This window comes from Kribbella flavida DSM 17836, from assembly GCF_000024345.1.
Taxonomy (GTDB): Bacteria; Actinomycetota; Actinomycetes; order Propionibacteriales; family Kribbellaceae; genus Kribbella; species Kribbella flavida.
In genome coordinates, this window is sequence record NC_013729.1 from 731,035 (window position 1) to 749,579 (window position 18,545).

Annotated in this window: 19 protein-coding genes and 1 pseudogene; 12 read left to right on the top strand and 8 right to left on the bottom strand. The window is 72.3% G+C overall.

The genetic code is table 11. The features are described 5' to 3' along the window. The first annotated feature begins 149 nt into the window (after positions 1-149). From KFLA_RS03530 to KFLA_RS03555, 6 genes are read left to right on the top strand one after another with little or no spacing between them, the layout of a single operon-like run. Complete coding sequence (locus KFLA_RS03530) at positions 150-1,427, top strand: SWIM zinc finger family protein (protein ID WP_049797252.1); 1,278 nt, start codon at positions 150-152, stop codon at positions 1,425-1,427. Further along, the gene (locus KFLA_RS03535) at positions 1,427-2,818 is read left to right on the top strand and encodes a DUF5691 domain-containing protein (protein ID WP_012918386.1); all 1,392 of its coding nucleotides are present in this window, start codon (positions 1,427-1,429) and stop codon (positions 2,816-2,818) included. The genes KFLA_RS03530 and KFLA_RS03535 overlap by 1 nt, the downstream gene beginning before the upstream one ends. Further along, positions 2,815-3,897 carry an ATP-binding protein gene (locus KFLA_RS03540; protein WP_012918387.1) on the top strand — a complete coding sequence of 361 codons (1,083 nt, stop codon included), beginning with the start codon at positions 2,815-2,817 and terminating at the stop codon, positions 3,895-3,897. The genes KFLA_RS03535 and KFLA_RS03540 overlap by 4 nt, the downstream gene beginning before the upstream one ends. Next, the gene (locus KFLA_RS03545) at positions 3,897-6,065 is read left to right on the top strand and encodes a DUF5682 family protein (RefSeq protein WP_012918388.1); all 2,169 of its coding nucleotides are present in this window, start codon (positions 3,897-3,899) and stop codon (positions 6,063-6,065) included. Before KFLA_RS03540 ends, KFLA_RS03545 begins: the two co-directional genes overlap by 1 nt. Continuing rightward, on the top strand, positions 6,065-7,225 hold the full coding sequence (locus KFLA_RS03550) for a vWA domain-containing protein (RefSeq protein ID WP_012918389.1): 1,161 nt from the start codon (positions 6,065-6,067) through the stop codon (positions 7,223-7,225). Before KFLA_RS03545 ends, KFLA_RS03550 begins: the two co-directional genes overlap by 1 nt. After that, positions 7,222-7,674 (top strand): GNAT family N-acetyltransferase, encoded by a 453-nt coding sequence (locus KFLA_RS03555; protein ID WP_202797071.1) that lies wholly within the window; start codon positions 7,222-7,224, stop codon positions 7,672-7,674. The genes KFLA_RS03550 and KFLA_RS03555 overlap by 4 nt, the downstream gene beginning before the upstream one ends. A gap of 27 nt (positions 7,675-7,701) precedes the next feature. Here the strand turns inward: KFLA_RS03555 and KFLA_RS03560 are convergent, their stop codons facing one another. From KFLA_RS03560 to KFLA_RS03570, 4 genes and pseudogenes are all read right to left on the bottom strand, one after another. Further along, complete coding sequence (locus tag KFLA_RS03560; RefSeq protein WP_012918391.1) at positions 7,702-8,043, bottom strand: YciI family protein; 342 nt, start codon at positions 8,041-8,043, stop codon at positions 7,702-7,704. Positions 8,044-8,053: 10 nt separating this feature from the next. Beyond that, complete coding sequence (locus tag KFLA_RS39265) at positions 8,054-8,452, bottom strand: aldo/keto reductase (protein WP_337466609.1); 399 nt, start codon at positions 8,450-8,452, stop codon at positions 8,054-8,056. An 11-nt stretch (positions 8,453-8,463) separates the two neighbouring features. Further along, a pseudogene (locus KFLA_RS03565) lies at positions 8,464-9,018 on the bottom strand (aldo/keto reductase); the annotation flags it as partial. A 77-nt stretch (positions 9,019-9,095) separates the two neighbouring features. Beyond that, the gene (locus KFLA_RS03570; protein ID WP_012918392.1) at positions 9,096-9,548 is read right to left on the bottom strand and encodes an SRPBCC family protein; all 453 of its coding nucleotides are present in this window, start codon (positions 9,546-9,548) and stop codon (positions 9,096-9,098) included. Positions 9,549-9,699: 151 nt separating this feature from the next. On the opposite strand from KFLA_RS03570, the gene KFLA_RS03575 reads away from it, so the two are divergent. Continuing rightward, positions 9,700-10,281 carry a TIGR03086 family metal-binding protein gene (locus KFLA_RS03575; protein ID WP_012918393.1) on the top strand — a complete coding sequence of 194 codons (582 nt, stop codon included), beginning with the start codon at positions 9,700-9,702 and terminating at the stop codon, positions 10,279-10,281. Here KFLA_RS03575 and KFLA_RS38650 read toward each other — a convergent pair. Continuing rightward, positions 10,250-11,458: a hypothetical protein gene (locus KFLA_RS38650; protein ID WP_012918394.1), complete on the bottom strand. Its 1,209-nt coding sequence runs from the start codon at positions 11,456-11,458 to the stop codon at positions 10,250-10,252. The two genes, KFLA_RS03575 and KFLA_RS38650, sit on opposite strands and share 32 nt — an antisense overlap. Next, positions 11,442-12,491: a glycosyltransferase family 2 protein gene (locus tag KFLA_RS03585; RefSeq protein ID WP_012918395.1), complete on the bottom strand. Its 1,050-nt coding sequence runs from the start codon at positions 12,489-12,491 to the stop codon at positions 11,442-11,444. Before KFLA_RS03585 ends, KFLA_RS38650 begins: the two co-directional genes overlap by 17 nt. Before the next feature lie 62 nt (positions 12,492-12,553). On the opposite strand from KFLA_RS03585, the gene KFLA_RS03590 reads away from it, so the two are divergent. Genes KFLA_RS03590 through aceB form a run of 3 tightly spaced genes read left to right on the top strand, consistent with a single transcriptional unit; the run spans position 12,554 to position 15,585 of the window. Continuing rightward, complete coding sequence (locus tag KFLA_RS03590) at positions 12,554-13,117, top strand: TetR/AcrR family transcriptional regulator (protein ID WP_041289128.1); 564 nt, start codon at positions 12,554-12,556, stop codon at positions 13,115-13,117. After that, on the top strand, positions 13,114-13,977 hold the full coding sequence (locus KFLA_RS03595) for an LLM class F420-dependent oxidoreductase (RefSeq protein ID WP_012918397.1): 864 nt from the start codon (positions 13,114-13,116) through the stop codon (positions 13,975-13,977). Before KFLA_RS03590 ends, KFLA_RS03595 begins: the two co-directional genes overlap by 4 nt. A 36-nt stretch (positions 13,978-14,013) precedes the next feature. Next, on the top strand, positions 14,014-15,585 hold the full coding sequence (aceB, locus tag KFLA_RS03600; RefSeq protein WP_012918398.1) for a malate synthase A: 1,572 nt from the start codon (positions 14,014-14,016) through the stop codon (positions 15,583-15,585). A 10-nt stretch (positions 15,586-15,595) separates the two neighbouring features. Here the strand turns inward: aceB and KFLA_RS03605 are convergent, their stop codons facing one another. Continuing rightward, positions 15,596-16,408 (bottom strand): S1 family peptidase, encoded by an 813-nt coding sequence (locus tag KFLA_RS03605; RefSeq protein WP_012918399.1) that lies wholly within the window; start codon positions 16,406-16,408, stop codon positions 15,596-15,598. Between the two features lie 48 nt (positions 16,409-16,456). Beyond that, positions 16,457-17,431 (bottom strand): iron-containing redox enzyme family protein, encoded by a 975-nt coding sequence (locus KFLA_RS03610; protein WP_012918400.1) that lies wholly within the window; start codon positions 17,429-17,431, stop codon positions 16,457-16,459. A 67-nt stretch (positions 17,432-17,498) separates the two neighbouring features. Here KFLA_RS03610 and KFLA_RS03615 point away from each other — a divergent pair, with 67 nt between their 5' ends. After that, positions 17,499-17,705, top strand: coding sequence for a CDGSH iron-sulfur domain-containing protein (locus KFLA_RS03615; RefSeq protein WP_012918401.1), 207 nt, complete (start codon positions 17,499-17,501; stop codon positions 17,703-17,705). Positions 17,706-17,765: 60 nt separating this feature from the next. Next, entirely contained in the window at positions 17,766-18,524 is a 759-nt protein-coding gene (locus KFLA_RS03620; protein ID WP_012918402.1) for a GAF and ANTAR domain-containing protein, read from the top strand. The last annotated feature ends 21 nt before the right edge of the window (positions 18,525-18,545 follow it).

The following is an 18,545-nucleotide window of genomic DNA, read 5'->3' on the forward strand; positions in this document are numbered from 1 at the left end:
GCAACGGCAATGGTTACCCGAGCACGTACGAGTCCGAGCGGGAGGCCTTCGGCTGAGCTGTCGGCACCAGGTGGCATGCTCTCGGCTGACAGGCAGGTGAGAGCGCAAGGAGCGTCGTGGGGCCTTGGGATACGGAGCAGGTGCTCGCAATGGCGCCTGATCCTGCGTCCGCCAAAGCAGGGCAGGCCCAGGCGCGGCCGGCCAAGTGGTCGCGGTCCGGCAGCTCGGAGGGCGCGCTGTGGGGCTACTGCCAGGGCAGCGGCAAGCAGCCCTACCAGACGATGGTCGACCTCAGCGGTCCGGCTTTCCGGTGTTCCTGCCCCAGTCGGAAGTTCCCCTGCAAGCACGCCGTGGGCCTGATGGTGCTCTGGTCGACCGGTGAGCTGGCGGCGGCCGACGAGCCCGACTGGGTGGAGAGCTGGCTCACCGAGCGCAACAGCCGGGCGGAGCGAGCCGCCGAGCGAGCCGAAAAGAAGCCAGGTGAGGTCGCCGACCCGTTGGCGGCGCAGCAACGCGCTTCCCGTCGCGCTGACCGGGTCTCAGCGGGCATGGCCGAGCTGCGGAGCTGGCTGGACGACCAGGTTCGCAGAGGGCTCAGCGGTTTCGAGCAGCGCGGGTACGACGAGCTCAGCCGTCTCGCCGCGCGCATGGTCGACGCGCAGGCGCCGGGCGTGGCAGGCGCCGTACGCCGGGCGGCCGGGGTGGTCGGGCGCGGGCACGGATGGCCGGGGGAGCTGCTGGAGGAGCTGGCGCTGATCCACCTGACCGTGTCGGCGCACAGCCGGCTGGCGGATCTGCCGCCGGCGACGGCGGACACCGTGCAGACCCGGATCGGGTGGACCGTCGAGACCGCGCGGGTCCAGGCCGAGGGGGAGAAGGTCGAGGACGACTGGCTCGTGCTCGGCCGGGTGGTCGAGCCCGACGACCGGCTGACGGTCCGCCGACTGTGGTTGCGTGGAGCAACGAGCGGGCGACTGGCGCTGATCCTGGCGTTCGCGCCGGCCGGACGGCGGCTCGATCCGTTGCCCGCGCGGCCCGGGGAGCTCGTGCCGGCGGTGCTGTCGTTCTACCCCGGTGCGTTGCCGCTGCGGGCGTTGCTGGACCAGACGGCGCCGCGGCTGCCCGCTGCGAAGCCCGCCGGCATGTCCGCGCGGCAGGCGCTCGCGTCGTACGTCGAGTCACTGACGGCCGACCCCTGGAACGAGCGCTGGCCGTTGGTCCTGCAGGACGTCCGCCCGGCCCGCAACGGCGAGAACTGGGCCCTCGTCGACCCGGCCGGGGACGCGCTGGAGCTGCTGCCGACCGTCGACCCGTGGAAGCTGCTGGCCGTCTCCGCAGGGGACCCCGTCACCGTCACCGGCGAGTGGAACCGCGCCGGCTTTCGCCCGATGACCGCCTGGCACACCGACCGCGCGGTGATCGTGTGATGAGGGGCTGGGACGGGCTGGTCAGTTCCGCGTTGCTCGGGACCGAGCGACGGCCACCGAACTTCGAGGAGCTGCCGCCGCCGATCCAGCAGCAGCTGTCCGGCGAGCCGGGCCTGCTGGACGCGGCGGCGCTGGCGACGCTGTACAAGCGGGCGGGACGCCTTCCGCTGCGGGGAGTCGAGCCCCTTCCCGTCGCCGAAGGGGAGGATCGGCCGCTGCCCCGGCCGAACGCGATCCGCCGGCTGACCGCGATGTTGACCGGGTTTCAGTCGGCCGCGCTCGGTGAGTGGCTGCGGATCGCCGAGGCGAAGGGCTGGGGCATCCCGCCTGAGCATCTCCCTGCCCTGGCCGACTACGCCCGCGGCCGAGCGGAGTACCGGCCGCTGGTCGTCGCCGCGGCCGGTCGCCGGGCCGCATGGCTGGCCGGCCTCAACCCGGAGTGGCGCTTCCTGCACGAAGCCGTCGGCGAAGACCCCGAGTTGTGGACCCACGGCAACTCGATCCAGCGCCGCGCCTGGTTCCGGGCGCTTCGGCAGCGCGACCCCGGCGCGGCGCTCGACGCCCTGGGCGAGGTCTGGCCGACGGAGCCCGCCTCGGCCCGCGCGGAGTTCCTCGGTGTCCTGAAGACCAACCTGAGCGGCGCCGACGAGGACTTGCTCGAGCAGGCCCTCGACGACAAGGCCAAGGACGTCCGCCGCGTCGCGGCCGGCCTGCTGGCCCGGATCGACGGCTCCCGGTACGGCGTACGCATGGCCGAGCGGGTCTCGACGTACCTGGTCCAGAGCCAGGGCGTGCTCGCGGTGACGCTGCCCGAGCGGGTCAGCAAGGCGATGGAGCGCGACGGCATCGACGCGCAAGCGCACCCAGGACTGGGCCGCCGGGCTTGGTGGCTGCGCCAGATCGTCGCCGCCGCGCCGCTACCCGCGCCGGGCATCCTCCAGCTGCCGGTCGAAGGCATCGCCGCGGAAGTGCTGCAGGCAGCGTGGGCGGAGGCGGCCGTCCGTGAGCAGAACGTCGAGTGGGCCCGCGCTCTGCTGCGCCACAACGCCGCCACCGACAACCGCACCAGCGAGCTGCTTCGGGTGCTGCCGCCTGACGAGCTGCCCGCCGCCATCGAGCATCTGCGGGCCAGGATCGACCTGTCCGATCTGGTCGGCGGCCTGCCGGTGCCGTGGTCGGCGTCGGTGGCCGAGCTGGTGCTGGACCAGCTCGTCAAGGTCGGCACCGCCCGGAACTGGGCCAGACTGGCCGGCATCGCCGCACGCGCGGTGCCGCCCGAGGCCTTGAACCATCCGATCACCCGCGAGCCGACCGGTGAGGAAGACACCTGGCGATCGCGCCTTGTCGAGACCCTGGTCTTCCGTCGTGAGATGTACGAGGAGCTTTCATGAGCAGCACTGCCGTCATGCGTCCGCACGCCGAGGACGAGTACGCCGAGGAGCTGGCGGCGCTCGCTGCGACCGACGAGCGGGTGCGTCCGCCGGCCTGGCGGTTGTCGCCCGCGGCTGTGGTGACCTACCTGCTCGGCGGCCGGGCCGGTGACGTGGAGATCACGCCGAAGTACGTCGGCCCGCGACGGCTGGTCGAGGTCGCGGTCGCCACGCTGGCCACCGATCGCGCGCTGCTGCTGCTCGGCGTACCGGGAACGGCGAAGACGTGGGTCAGTGAGCACCTCGCGGCGGCGATCTCCGGGGACTCGACGCTGCTGGTCCAGGGCACGGCCGGGACGGCGGAGGAGGCGATCCGCTACGGCTGGAACTACGCCCAGCTGATCGCCCAGGGCCCGAGCGAGGCAGCTCTCGTCCCCAGTCCGGTCCAGCGGGCGATGGCCGAGGCCAAGATCGCGCGCATCGAGGAGCTGACCCGGATGCCGTCCGACGTGCAGGACGCGCTGATCACCGTGCTGTCGGAGAAGGCGCTGCCGATTCCCGAGCTGGCCAGTGAGGTGCAGGCCCGCAAGGGGTTCAACGTGATCGCTACCGCGAACGACCGGGACAAGGGCGTCAACGAGCTGTCCAGCGCGTTGCGGCGCCGGTTCAACACCGTCGTGCTGCCGCTGCCGGACTCCGCCGACGACGAGGTGGAGATCGTCTCCCGCCGGGTCGCCCAGCTCGGCGCGTCGCTGGAGCTGCCGCCGCAGGACAGCGCGCTGGACGAGATCCGCCGGGTGGTCACGGTGTTCCGCGAGCTGCGCTCGGGCCGGACCGAGGACGGCCGGACCGCGGTCAAGTCGCCGTCCGGCACGCTGTCCACCGCCGAGGCGATCAGCGTGGTGACCGGCGGACTGGCGCTGGCCGCCCACTTCGGCGACGGCGTGCTGCGCTCGTACGACGTGGCCGGCGGCATCCTCGGCGCGGTGGTGAAGGACCCGTCGGCGGATCGGGTGGTCTGGTCGGAGTACCTGGAGACCGTGGTCCGGGAGCGCGACGGCTGGTCGGACTTCTACCGGGCGTGCCGGGACATCAGCTGATGACGGTCCACCTGTTCGGCATCAGGCACCACGGGCCGGGGTCGGCCCGGGCGCTGGTGGCTGCGCTGGCGGACCTGCAGCCCGACATCGTGCTGATCGAGGGGCCGCCGGAGGCCGACAAGGTGGTCGGGCTGGCCGCCGATCCGGAGATGGTGCCGCCGGTCGCGCTGCTGGCGTACGCGGTGGAGGACTCGACGCGGGCGGCGTTCTGGCCGTTCGCCGTGTTCAGTCCCGAGTGGCAGGCGATCCGCTTCGCGCTGGCGGCCGGCGTACCGGTGCGGTTCAACGACCTGCCGGCGGCGCTGCAGTTCGCGTCCTCCGGCGGCGGGCGGGGGTCGTCGATCGACCCGCTCGCGACGCTGGCGGCCGCCGGTGGCTACGACGACCCGGAGCGCTGGTGGGACGACGTGATCGAGCACCGGCGGGACGGCGCCGAGCCGTTCACGGTGATCGCGGAGGCGATGGGTGAGCTGCGGCGCGGCGAGCAGGCCACCGGGCGGGAGGCACAGCGCGAGGCGTACATGCGGCAGACGTTGCGCAAGGCGGTCAAGGAGGGGTTCGAGCGGATCGCGGTGGTCTGCGGCGCCTGGCACGTCCCGGCCCTGACCGCACCGTTGCCCCCGGCAACTCACGACCAGCGGATTCTGAAGGGCCTGGCCAAGCGCAAGGTCGCCTGCACGTGGGTGCCGTGGACGCACAGCCGGCTGGCCAACGCGAGCGGGTACGGCGCCGGCGTCACCTCACCGGGCTGGTACCACCACCTCTTCTCGGCGCCCGACCAGATCACCGTGCGCTGGCTGACCAAGGTCGCCCAGGTCCTGCGCGCCGAGGACCTTCCGGTGTCCAGCGCTCACGTGATCGAGGCGGTCCGGCTGGCCGAGACGCTCGCCGCGCTGCGGGAGCGACCGCTCGCGGGCTTGAGCGAGATGACCGAGGCGACACGGGCCGTGCTGTGCGGCGGCAACGACGTCCTGCTCGACCTGGTGACGCGCGAGGCGGTCGTCGGTGAACTGCTCGGCACCGTGCCGGGCGACACCCCGCAGGCCCCGGTGGCGGCCGACCTCGCCGCGCAGGCCCGGCGGCTGCGGCTGAAACGCGACGCCGTCGAGCGGGTGATCGACCTCGACCTGCGCAAGCACAACGACCGGGAGAAGTCGCACCTGCTGCACAGGTTGAGGATTCTCGGCATCGACTGGGGGATGCCGACCTCGGACGACCGGCGCAGCCAGGGCACGTTCCGGGAGCTGTGGAAACTGGCGTGGGACCCGGGTCTGGAGGTCGACCTGGTCGCGGCGGGGGCGCACGGTACGACGGTGCTCGGTGCGGCGACGACCAAGATGCTCGCGGCCGCGGCGGAGTCGTCGACGCTGGCCGAGGTGACGTCCGCGCTGGAGCGGTCCTTGCTGGCGGATCTGGCCGAGGCGCTGCCGGCACTGCTCGCCGGGGTGGACACCCGGGCCGCCAAGGACGCGGACGTCGGGCACCTGATGGCGGCCTTGCCGGCGTTGGCCCGGTCCGCCCGCTACGGCGACGTACGGGGCAGTGACACGGCCGGGCTGACGGCGGTGGCCGAGCGGATGATGGCTCGGGTCTGCGCCGGTCTGGGACGGACGGTGCATGGGCTGGACGCCGATGCGGCCGCGGCCGTGCTGGAGCTGATCGACGGCGTACAGGATGCGACCGCGCTGCTGTCGGAGCAGTCGCGGGAGATCTGGCTGCGCACGCTGGCAGGGCTGAGCGACCGGTCCTCGGTGCCGCCGTTGATCGCGGGGCGGTTGACGCGGCTGATGCTCGACACCTCGCGGGTCGAGTCCGGCGAGGTGGCACTGCGACTGGGCCGGGCGTTGTCGCCCGGTACGCCGACCGCCGAGGCGGCCGGCTACGTCGAGGGGTTCCTGGCCGGTGGTGGTCTGCTGCTGGTGCACGACGAACGGCTGCTCGCGCTGGTGGACGCCTGGCTGGGCGCGATCCCGGCCGAGGCGTTCCTGGAGGTGCTTCCGCTGCTCCGGCGCACGTTCGGCACCTTCGCCGCGCCGGAGCGGCGCTCGATCGGCGACCGCGCCCGGTCGCTGGGCGGACCGGTCCGGGTGGTTGCCGAGGACGACGACCTGGACGCCGAGCTGGCCGCCTCGGTGCTGCCGGCCGTGGCCAGGCTGCTGGGGGTGTGATGACCGAACCGGACGAGGAGCGCCTGCGGCGGTGGCGGATGGTGCTCGGCAGCGAGGCGGACCCGGAGACGGGATCGACGCTGTCCAAGGCCGATCGCTCGGTCGACGCCGCCCTGGCCGCCCTGTACGACGCCGAACGCGGCGAGCCGGGCACGAAGCGCTCCGCGGGCCTCGGCTCGTCGGCGCCGCGGGTCGCGCGCTGGCTGGGCGACATCCGCGGCTACTTCCCGAGCTCGGTCGTCCAGGTGATGCAGCGGGACGCGGTCGAGCGGCTCGGCATCACCCGGCTGCTGATGGAGCCCGAGCTGCTCACCGCGGTCGAGCCCGACGTGCACCTGGTCAGCACCCTGCTCGCGCTGAACGAGGTGATGCCCGAGGAGACCAAGCAGACCGCGCGGGACGTGGTCGCCCGGGTGGTGGCCGACCTGGAGAAGCGCCTCGCCGAGCGGACCCGGGCGGCGGTCACCGGCGCGCTCGACCGAGCCGGCCGGACCGCCCGGCCGCGGCACTCCGACATCGCCTGGGACCGGACGATCCGGATCAACCTCAAGCACTTCTCGCCGGCGCTCGGCACGATCGTGCCGGACCGGCTGGTCGGCTACGCCCGGCGCAACCACAGCGTGCAGCGGGACGTCGTGCTCGCGATCGACCAGTCGGGCTCGATGGCCGAGTCGGTGGTCTACGCGAGCCTGTTCGGCGCCGTGCTCGGCTCGCTGCGCGCCTTGCGGACCAGCCTGGTCGTGTTCGACACCGCGGTCGTCGACCTGACCGACCAGCTGGACGACCCGGTCGACGTCCTGTTCGGCACGCAACTCGGCGGCGGGACCGACATCAACCGCGCGCTCGCGTACTGCGAGTCGCTGGTCGCGCGCCCGACGGAGACCGTGCTGGTGCTGATCAGCGACCTGTACGAGGGCGGCGTGCGCGAGGAGATGCTGCGCCGGGCGCGATCCCTGACCGAGTCCGGCGTCCAGGTCGTCGCCCTGCTGGCGCTGTCCGACTCCGGCGCCCCGTCGTACGACGCCGACAACGCCGCCGCGCTCGCCGACCTCGGCATTCCCGCGTTCGCCTGCACGCCGGACCTGTTCCCCGACCTGATGGCCGCCGCCATCCGCCGCGACGACCTCACCCAGTGGGCCGCCACGAACCTCTCGGAGTGAACAACCCGATGGAGATCACCGACCTTCGCCCGGACGAGTACGCCGAGGCCGCGCGGATCTGGGAGGCCTCGGTCCGGGCCACCCACGACTTCGTCACCGAGGCCGACCTGGACGTCTTCCGGCCGCTCGTCCGCGCGGCGTTCGGGCAGATCGAGCACCTCGCGGGCCTGCGGGACGGCGCCGGCCGGCTGCTCGGCTTCGCCGGCGCGGCCGACGGCAAGCTGGAGATGCTGTTCCTCGCCCCGGCGTCCCGCGGGCGAGGCGGTGGCACTCTCCTGCTCGAGCACGCCCGCGGCGCCTTCGGCGTGACCGCCGTCGACGTCAACGAGCAGAACCACCAGGCCGTCGGCTTCTACCTGCACCACGGTTTCCAGGTGGTCGGCCGCTCAGCCGTGGACGGCACCGGCAAGCCGTACCCGCTGCTCCACCTGCGGATCGCCGCGCAGTAGCCGGTCGCCGCCCCCGGCAGCCCGGCCTCAGTCGGCGAGCTCGAGGATGTCGATCTCGGTGCCGGGGTCGGCCTCGGCGAAGCGCAGCGCCCAGCCGACGGCTTCGTCGCGGGACTCGACGCGAATGATCGACAGCCCGGCGACGAGTTCCTTGGTCTCGGTGAACGGGCCGTCGACGACGCGCGGGCTGCCGTCGGGGAAGGTGACGCGGGCGCCGCGGGCGCTCGGCATCAGGCCTTCGGCGGTGAGCAGGACGCCGGCCTGGCGCATCTCCTCCAGCACCGCGTCGGCGCGGGCGAGCACGTCCGGGTCGGGTGCTTGCCCTGCCTCCAACCGGTCGTTCGTCTTGTGCAGCAGCGCGTACCGCATGACCGCCTCCTCAGGACGAGGCTAGCCGGATCAGCCCGTCCGCTTCCAGGGCGCGCCAGAACGCCGGTGGGATCTCGTGGTCGAGGTAGCCGGCCACCTCGGTGATCTCGGCGGGACTCCGCGCCCCGACGACAACCGCCGGTACGACGGGGTGGCTGAGCGGGAACTGCAGCGCGGCGGCCGGCAACGGTACGGCGTACTGGCGGCTCAGGGCGCGCAGGCGGTCCAGCCGGCCGGCGAGCTCCGGGGCGAGCGGCGGATAGTTGACGGAGGGCTTGGTCGCGGCGAGCGGCCCGCCGTGGAAGACGCCCGCGCCGAGGATGGAGACGCCCAGCTGCAGGCAGAGCGGCAGCAGCTCGTCGGCAGCGGACTGGTCGAGCAGGTGTACCGGCCGGAGAGCAGGATGCAGTCCGGCGTGGTCGCCGCCTCGCGGAGGAACCGGGCCGCGACATCGGCGTGGTTGATGCCCAGGGACAGCGCGCGGATCGTGCCGCGGTCGCGCAGCTCCACCAGCGCCTGCAGCGCCGACGTCGAGGCGGCGGCGAAGTCCAGGTCCGGGTCGTGGATGTGCAGCACGTCGATCCGGTCGATCCCCAGCCGCTCCAGGCTCTGCTCGAACGAGCGCATCACCGCGGCGTACGAGTAGTCGAGCCGGGGCCCGATGCCCGGGGGTGGGTCGACCCAGATCGGCTGCAGGTCCTGGCCGTCCGGTTCGAGCAGGCGGCCGACCTTGGTGCACAGCACGAACTCGTCGCGGGGACGGCCGCGCAGCGCGAGCCCGGCCCGCTGCTCCGACAGCCCGTAGCCGTAGACCGGCGCGGTGTCGAAGAGCCGGATCCCGAGCTCCCACGCCCGGTCCACGGTGGCGACCGCCCGATCCTCGGGCACGGCCGCGAACATGCCTCCCAGCGAGGCCAGCCCCAGCCCCAGCCGGCTGACCTGCAGACCCCTACGCCCGAGCTCCACCATCCGCATGGCCGCGAGCCTAAGGAGCCCCACCGACAATTCGGTGGGGCTCCTCTGCTCAGCGGTGCGGGGTCAGCAGCGCGAGGTCAGCGCGGAACGTCCCCGCGCCAGGCGCCGGTCTCGGAGCCGCGGGACTCGATGAAGGCCTTGAAGCGCTCCAGGTCGCCCTTCACCCGGCCCTCGACGATGCCGAGCTTGTCGCCGACCTTCTCCAGGAAGCCCTCGGGGTCGAGGTCCATCTGCAAGGTCACCCGGCTCTTGGTGGGCTCGAGCTGGTGGAAGGTGACCACGCCGGCGTGCTGCGGACCGGAGTCCGACTTCCAGGCGACCCGCTCGTCCGGGTGCTGCTCGGTGATGGTCGCGTCGAACTCCCGGGTCTTGCCGCCCACCTTCGTCACCCAGTGCGTGTGGGTGTCATCGAGCTGGCGGACCTCCTCGACGCCCTCCATGAACTGCGGGAACGACTCGAACTGGGTCCACTGGTTGTACGCGGTCGTGACGTCGACGTCGACGTCGACGTACTGCGTGACGTTGCTCATCGAATGTCCTCCTTGGGGATCTAGACGATGCCCCGGTACCCCGAACGACGCGGCTCAGACTGTGCAGAACTTGTGCAAGCGCTCTCCCGCGGGCGCGACAGGGTCTGGTCGCATCCGGTAGGAAGGGACGATCGGCGAGAGGGGTGGCGCGATGGAGCAGATCGCGGAGCGGTACCGGCGGCGGGCCGGCGAGTTCGAGCGGCGGGTCGCGGCGGTGGCGGTCGGGGACTGGGCGCGGCCGTCGCCGTGCGAGCGGTGGACGGCGCGCGACGTGGTCGCGCACGTCGTCGACATGCACCGGGTGATGCTCGGGCCGGTGAACCGGGACTTCGAGCGCGGGGCCGACCTGCTGGCGACCTTCCGCGCCGCGCGGTCGGCGGTCGAGGCCGTGCTGGACGACCCCGAGGTGGCGGCGCAGCAGGTCGAGACGCCCGCGGGCAGCCTGACCGTGGCCGAGCACGTCGACCAGGTGGTCAGCGACGACCTGGTCCTGCACGGCTGGGACCTGGCCCGGGCGACTGGTCAGGACGAGACGATGGATCCGGACGACGTGCAGCGGTTGTGGCGCAGTACGACGTCCGTCCCGGCGGACGTGATGGCGAAGTACCACACCCCGGGTGCCTTCGGGCCGGGGATCGAGGTGTTCGGGCCGGAGGTCGCCGTGCCCGCGGACGCCCCGCTCCAGGACCGCCTGCTCGGACTTATCGGGAGGGATCCTTCAGTACGGCGCTGAGCTGGTCCGGCGCGTAGTACACCGAGCCGTCGGCGCACAGCGGCGCCTCGTCCAGCCGGGCCGCCAACGTCCCCGCGTCGGCGGCCAGGAACGCGTCGCCGCGATCCACCACCGGTTGCAGGTACTCGTGCCCGGGCAGCTTCGCCACGGCGGTCTTGCACCCCAGCGCCATCCCCTCGAACAGCGCCGTCGTCGACACCCCGACCTGGTACGCCGCGGCGCGCTGCAACGCGATCGTCGACTCGGACGGGCCCGCCGACACCCTGACCCGGCTGTCCGGCGGGAGTTGGTAGTCGGTCAGGTGCTCGCTCGGGTGCAGCCGGAACACCACGTCCAGCTCCGGCCGGGACGCCGCGAACGTAACCGCGAAGTCGAGCAACGGCCGCCCGACCGTGCCCTGCGACAGGAACAGCACCTGGCCCGGGTCCTTGGTCGCAGGCTCGGCCGCCGGCAGGAACGGCGCCCCGATCACGGCCGTCGTCATGCCCGCGGGCAGCTCGGCGACCATCGTCCAGTACGACCCGAAGCACCACAGCGCGTCCGGCTGGTCCGGTACGGCCGGGCGGCCGGGATAGCTGTAGCCGAGGTGGTACGGGCTGATCGCACCGTGCTGCAACTCGATCACCGGGATGCCGAGGTCCCGGGCTGCGCCGGTGATGTGCTGGTGGAAGTACGAGACCACGGAGTACACGGTCCTGATCCGGTGCCGGCGCAGCAGGGCGCGGTAGATCGTGCGCAGCCGCAGGTGCTTGGGCACCTCGCGGGCGACCAGTGCGCCGATCGGGACCTTGACGCCGGTCAGTGCCTCCAGCGCGTTGGCGATGGTGGTGGTCCGGGTGTCGACCGAGCGGCTGCGCACGGCGCCGGCCGCCGAGGTGAAGAAGTCGAGGTTGCGGCTGCCCGCGAGCGGGGTGCCGTTGATGCCGGAGTCCAGCACCAGCGCGGAAGGGCCGAGCTCGGCACGCAGCCGGTCGGTGTAGATCTCGATGCCGCCCGGCTTGCGCGGGTGCGGCACCACCAGGGCGTCGTACCCGCCGGCGGCGAGGAACGGGTTCTTGCCGACCACGCCGGCCACGTGCTTGCCGACCAGCCGGGCCTTGTCGGAGCGGGTTCGGCGGACCGGGTGCGGCTCGCCGTGGATGCCGCTGCGCCGGGTCAGCTCATGGAAGACGCGCATCCGGATGATCGGCCACGGGTGGGTCGCCTGGATCCGCCAGCTGAGCAGGTCCAGCTCCTTCTCCAGCTGCCAGATCGCGGCGCACAGCGTCGCCACCGTCGGTGTGGTGCCGTTCCCGGTACTCGTCATGGTTGATCCCAACTATGCCCGCGAGGCTGCCGATGCCCGAGAAGAACCGGCGAACGGCCTTCAGCAGATAGGTCTTGCGTACCAGTACCAGACCGGCCAGGCCGAACGCGAAGGCCGAGCCGATCCGGGCCAGAGCATAGGCCAGGGCGGTCGCGACGCTGACCGCGCCCGGCCGGATCAGCACCCGGGAGATGCTGTCGCCGCTGCCGGACCGGAACGCCCGCCGGACCAGCCAGCGCAGGGTGGTCCGGGAGGCCGGCACGTCCTCGGTGATCCGGGCTTCCTCGCACCACACGATCCGGAACCCGGCTTGGTGCACGCGCAGGAAGAAGTGCAGGTCGCTCGACCCGGTGAACCGGAACGCCGGGTGGAAGGCCGGCGTGACCTGGTGGTAGACCTTCTGGGCGACCAGCGTGTTGTTCGTGTACGCCTTGTTCAGCACGTCGCCGGTGCCGTGCTTGCCGGTCGAGTCGTGCACGTCGCTGTACCGGTTCCAGGCCGGGGCGCCGGGCGGCAGGATGCCCTGCACCGGGCCGGTCACCACGTCCGCGCCGGTGGTCTGCCACGCACCGAGCAGGGTCGCCAGCCAGCCGGGCGGCGCGACCTCGTCGTCGTCCACGAAGATCAGCGCGTCGTCGTCCCAGGCCAGCTGGACCGACTTCTCCCGGGCGAACGGGATGCCCGGCTCGGGCTCGATCGCGGAGTCCACCGGGTACGGGCCGGCCTCGGCCGCCTCGGCGATCACCTCGGTCGCCGACCCGGCCGCGTCGTTGTCCACGACCACGATCCGGACGGCGTAGTCGCTGTCCGCGGGCAGCTCCTGGGCCTGCAGGCTGCGCAGCAGGACCCTCAGCAGCTCCGGCCGCCGGAAGGTGATCACGGCGATGGCGACGGTGGTACTCATGGCGACCGAGACTAGGGCATGTCCGCCGCCGGAGTGCTGTACCCGTGGGTACAGTGGAGTGGGTGGAGACAGTGGAACGGTTGATCCGGAGTACGCAGGAACTGCTCTGGGAACGGGGATACGTCGGCACCAGCCCGAAGGCGATCCAGGCCGCGGCCGAGGCCGGCCAGGGCAGCATGTACCACCACTTCGCCGGCAAGGCCGAACTCGCCCGGGCCGCCATCGAGCGGTCCGGCGCGGAGCTGACCGAGGCGGCCGAGCAGGAGCTGGCCGGGCCGGGCACCGCGACCGAGCGGATCGTGCGGTACCTGCGAAGGGACCGCGAGGTGCTCAGGGGCTGCCGGATGGGCCGGCTCACCGCCGATCCCGACGTGATGGCCGATCCCGCCCTGCGCGCGCCGGTGGCCGAGGCGTTCGGCCGGATCCGCGCCCGGCTCGCCGATATCATTGCCGAGGGCAAGCGAGACGGCGAGTTCCCGGCCGGGCTCGACCCGGTGGCCACGGCGGCCGCCGTCGCGGCCGTGCTGCAGGGCGGGTACGTGCTGGCGCGGGCAGCCGGCGAGGACGACCCGTTCGAGCTGGCCGTGCAAGGACTCGTCCACCTGCTCGAGGGAGTTTCCGCATGAGGATCGGCGCCGTCTTCCCCCAGCTCGAGATCGGCAGCGACCCGGCCGTGATCCGGGCCTGGGCCGAGACGGTCGAGCAGGCCGGCTACCGGCACGTGCTCGCCTACGACCACGTGCTCGGCGCGAGTCCCGAGCACCGGCCCGGCTGGACCGGCTACACGGACAAGTCCTTGTTCCACGAGGTTTTTGTGCTCTTCGGCTACCTGGCCGCGATCACCACCGAGCTCGAACTGGTCACCGGCGTGGTGATCCTGCCGCAGCGGCAGACCGCGCTGGTCGCCAAGCAGGCCGCCGAGATCGACGTACTCAGCGGTGGCCGGCTCCGGCTCGGCGTCGGCATCGGCTGGAACCCCGTCGAGTACGACGCCCTCGGCGTCCCCTTCAAGCAGCGCGGCGCCCGTCTGGAGGAGCAGGTCGACCTGCTCCGCAAGCTCTGGGCCGACCCGGTGATCTCCTACGACGGCACGTTCCACCAGGTCGAGCAGGCCGGGCTCAACCCGTTGCCCGGCCGGCGGATTCCGATCTGGTTCGGCGGCACGGCAGAGGCGGTACTGCGGCGTACCGGGCAGATCGGCGACGGCTGGATGCCGCAGAGCCGGCCCGATGACGAAGCCCGTGCGCAGGTCGAGCGGGTCCGCCAGTACGCCGCCGAGGCCGGCCGTGACCCGTCGGAGATCGGCTTCGAGGCGCGGCTCAGCCTCGGCCAGGTCCCGGAGCGGGAGTGGGCCGGCTTCGCCGGGAGCTGGCGCGAGCTCGGCGCGACCCACCTGTGCGTCAATACGATGGGCCTGGGTCTGAAGTCCCCGGCCGACCACGCCGCCGTACTGCGCGACGTCCTGCCCGCGCTGCAGGACCGCTGACCCACCGATACGTCCGCCCGACCAGGAGGAGCAGCAGTGGCAGTCGAGGTCACCGGACCGATGCACGAGCGGTACGACGAGATCCTCAGCGCTCAGGCGCTCGACCTGATCGGCCTGCTGCACCGCGAGCTGAACCCGCGCCGGCGGGAGCTGCTCGACCGCCGCCGGGCCCGCGTCGAGCAGATCGCCGCCGGTGGCACGCTCGGCTTCCTGCCCGAGACGGCCGCGGTTCGCGAGGACCCCGACTGGCGGGTCGCGCCGCCCGCGCCGGGGCTGGTCGACCGCCGGGTCGAGATCACCGGCCCGACCGACCGCAAGATGACCGTGAACGCGCTGAACTCCGGTGCCAAGGTGTGGCTCGCCGACCAGGAGGACGCGAACACCCCGCGGTGGGAGAACGTGATCGGCGGCCAGCTCAACCTGCTCGACGCGGTCACCCGCAAGATCGACTTCACCAGCGAGGCGGGCAAGTCGTACGCGCTACGGCCGGACGAGGAGCTGGCCACCATCGTGGTTCGCCCGCGCGGCCTGCACCTGCCGGAGAAGCACCTGCTGGTCGACGGCGAGCGGACGTCCGGTGCGCTGGTCGACTTCGCGCTCTACCTGAGCGCGTGCGGGCAGCTGCAGCTCGACCGCGGCCAGGGCCCGTACTTCTACCTGCCGAAGCTGGAGTCGCACCTGGAGGCCCGGCTCTGGAACGACGCGTTCCTGCTCGCGCAGGACCGGCTCGGCATCCCGCGCGGCACGATCCGGGCGACGGTGCTGATCGAGACGTTCCCGGCGGCGTTCGAGATGGAGGAGATCCTCTACGAGCTGCGCGAGCACTCCGCCGGCCTGAACGCGGGCCGCTGGGACTTCATGTTCAGCGTGATCAAGACCTACCGGACCCGCGGCCGCGACTTCCAGCTGCCGGACCGGAACTCGGTGACGATGACCGTGCCGTTCATGCGGGCCTACACCGAGCTGCTGGTCCGGACCTGCCACCGGCGCGGCGCGCACGCGATCGGCGGGATGGCGGCGTTCATCCCGAGCAAGGACCCGGTGGTCAACGAGCAGGCGTTCGCCAAGGTCGAGGCGGACAAGCGGCGCGAGGCCGGCGACGGGTTCGACGGCTCCTGGGTGGCGCACCCCGGCATGGTCGAGACCTGTCGCGCGGTCTTCGACGAGGTGCTCGGCGACCGGCCGAACCAGCTCGACCGCCTGCGCGAGGACGTCAGCGTCACCGCCGACCAGTTGCTCGACGTCGCCGCGACCCCCGGCGAGGTGACCGAGGCCGGGCTGCGCAACAACGTCAGCGTGGCGATCCAGTACCTCGCCGCCTGGCTGCGCGGTACCGGCGCGGTCGGCATCTTCAACCTGATGGAGGACGCCGCCACCGCCGAGATCTCGCGCTCCCAGATCTGGCAGTGGCGCCGCAACGGCGTCGTGCTGGACACCGGCGCGGTGGTGACCACTGAGCTGGTCACCACCATCGCCGACGAGGAGATCGCCGAGCTCACCGACGACCCCACGGCGTACGCCGACGCCCGCCAGACCTTCCTCGCCGTCGCCACCGCCGACGACTACGTCGACTTCCTCACCCTGCCCGCCTACGAACGGATGCCGTAGCCGGGGCGGCTCAGCGCTTGATCTCGGCCTGGAGCGTCCTGGCGGCGGAGGCGATCTCGGCGTAGACGCCGGGGTAGCCGGGTTCGGCGCAGCCCCTGCCCCAGGAGACCGTGCCGAGCAGGCGGCCGTTGAGCACCAAGGGGCCTCCGGAGTCGCCCTGACAGGCGTCCCGGCCGCCGTCGAGGTAGCCGGCGCAGATGTTGGTGCTCGCCGCGTAGCCGCCGGTGGCGTACCCCTTGTTGGCCAGGCAGGCGGCGTCGCCGAGCACGGGCACGCGCAACTTGTGGAAGGTGTCGGAGGGACCGGTGTCCTGGGTCTCGCCCCAGCCGTAGACGGTCGGTACGACGCCGCGGCGGTCGGCCTTCGGGTTGGTCTCGAGCCGGATCAGCGGTACGCCGGTGATCGGCCGGGCCAGGGTGAGCACGGCGAAGTCGTTGCGCCGGTGCTGGGTGTTGTACCCGGGGTGGATCCAGACCCTGCTCACCGCCGCCACGCGGCCTCCGTCCATCGCGAGGTCGGACCGGCCCTGCACGACGGCGAACGACGAGGGCGGCTCGGTCATGCAGTGCGCGGCGGTGATCACCTTGTTCGGCCGGACGAGGGCGCCGCCGCACACCTGCGTGCTCGGCTGGAAGGACGTGATGAGCGCGACCGCCCACGGCGCCTCCGAGGTCGCGGCCAGGGTGCCGCCCACGATCAGGCTGCGGTCGGCGGTCTGCCGACCGGACTGGTGGTCGTCGGCGGGACGCTGGGTGGCGGCTGTCGCCGCGCCCGAGACACCGAGGACCAGGACGGCGGCGATCGCCGCGGCTCGCTTCATCATGGGAGGAAGATACTCTGTGTGCCCGGATGATTGCTTTAGGCGACCGATTCAGCTTGCGACCTGTCGCCCTTGCTCCGCGCCCCAGGTGGTCAGCAGATGCCCGGCGAAGAGGTTGTCGAGCGCGAGGCAGCAGCCGGCGCCGAACAGGATGTCGGCCACCGCGTCCGGGCGCTCCTGCGCGTAGCTTCCGCACAGGTCGTGGGCCGCGATCTGCTCGTGCACGGCGTCGGCCTCGACGTGTTCGGTGAAGTAGCGGGCCTGCTCCTCGGAAGCACCGAGCCGCACCGCGCCCGTGGCGTACCGGCGGTTGGGCAGGGTGGACGTCATCTCCAGCGCTGCCAGGTGACCGAGCAGCGCACCCGTCCAGCGGCTGTGCAGGGCGAACAGCGACATCGCGTTGGACAGCGCCAGCGTCACTGCGGGCACCACCGGGACGTAGTGGCCGTACGTGTCGTCCAACCCGAGCCAGCGCATCGTCGTCCGGAAGAGCTCGGCGTGCATGCGCTCGGGCCGGCCTCCGCCGTACTCGTCGGCCTGGACCTCCACCAGCGCGGCCTTGGTGGCTCCGTCCAGCCGGGGGATGCCGTAGCTGTGCGGATCGGCCTCCTTCAGCTGGTAGACCGACCGGTTCAGTACGAACTCGCGGAACTGATCGAGATCGGCGTGCCGGTGCAGGTACGCCGCCAGCTGGGGCCCGTCGTCCGCGTCGACCAGCCGGCGCAGCTGGACCGCGACAGGGTCGGTCGTCGGCTCCGGGCGATGAAGGGTCCGCAGCCACTCGGTGAACGGCTGTTCCAAGGCGGCCCGGAAGGCCAGCAGCTCCGGGTCCCACTCGGCGTCCGGCGCGGCCTCGTCGAAGCCCCGGTAGTACAACTCGTAGCAACACCACAGCGCGAGCTGGAAGTCGTCGTCCGAGCCCAGCCCGTGAGTCTGGGCCGGCACCTGCGGAGCCGGACCGCTCCGGCCGCGCAGGTGGTCGATCACCCAACCGCTCAACGGTCCCCGTGGAGGTGGCAGCTGCATCTGATGCTCCTTTTCGGCCTTCGGCCGCACCGGTACCCGGACTCATGCGGGCGGGTACCGGTCGGTCATGAGTGAATCCGAGACGGTGATCCGGGCCTACCCCGACGGCCCGCTGCTGGTTCGCGGCGACGTCGAGCTGCAGGACGAGGACGGCCGTACCATCACCCCGGAGCGCGGCACGATCGCGCTGTGTCGGTGCGGCCGGTCGGCTCTCAAGCCGCTCTGCGACGGGAGCCATGCACTGGCCAGACGCGGACCGCGTCCAGGCCGCTGAGGCACAATGGAGCTCTAGCCGGCCAGTGGGGGGCTCGGCGCTTTCTCAGGGAGTGACCGAATGGAATCTGTTTCGCTGGACACGGAGCGCCCCGAGCCTCCGAAGCTGCAGCAGGTCGCGGACGCGATGGCCGAGGTGACGGCCGCGCTGCAGTCGCCCAGCGATCTCGACGAGACACTGGCCGTGATCACCCGCAGCGCCGCCGAGACCGTGCCCGGCGTGCTGGAGGCCAGCATCTCGCTGACCCACAAGGACGGCCGGATCGAGACGCTCGCGCCGACCGGCCAGCTCGCCGTCCACGCCGACGAGCTGCAGTACGAGCTGCACGAGGGGCCGTGCCTGGACGCGGCGCTGGGCGAGCCGATGGTCCTGGTCGGGGACCTGGCGACGGACGCCCGCTGGCCGGTGTTCGGCCCGAAGGCGGCCGCCACTCTCGGCCTGGGCGCCCACCTGGCGTTCCAGTTCAAGGCCGAGCCGCACGCCCGCGGCGCGCTCAACCTGTACTGCGGTGAGCCGTACAGCCTCGACGACGACTCGGTGCACCTGGCCAGCCTGTTCGCCGGGCAGGTGGCCGTCGCGATGGGCTGGGCCAAGGAGGGCGACACGATGAGCGAGGCACTGGCCACCCGGAACGTGATCGGCCAGGCGGTCGGCATCGTGATGGAGCGCTACACGGTGGACGCCGATCGCGCCTTCGGGTACCTGGTCCGTCTGTCCCAGACCAGCAACACCAAGCTCCGCGAGGTCGCGGCGTCCCTGGTCGAGGCGGCCAACGAGAGGTCGCAGGCCGGCCGGAACGGCAGTCTTAGCAAGGGCTGACCGCAGGATCTGTCCGGCGGC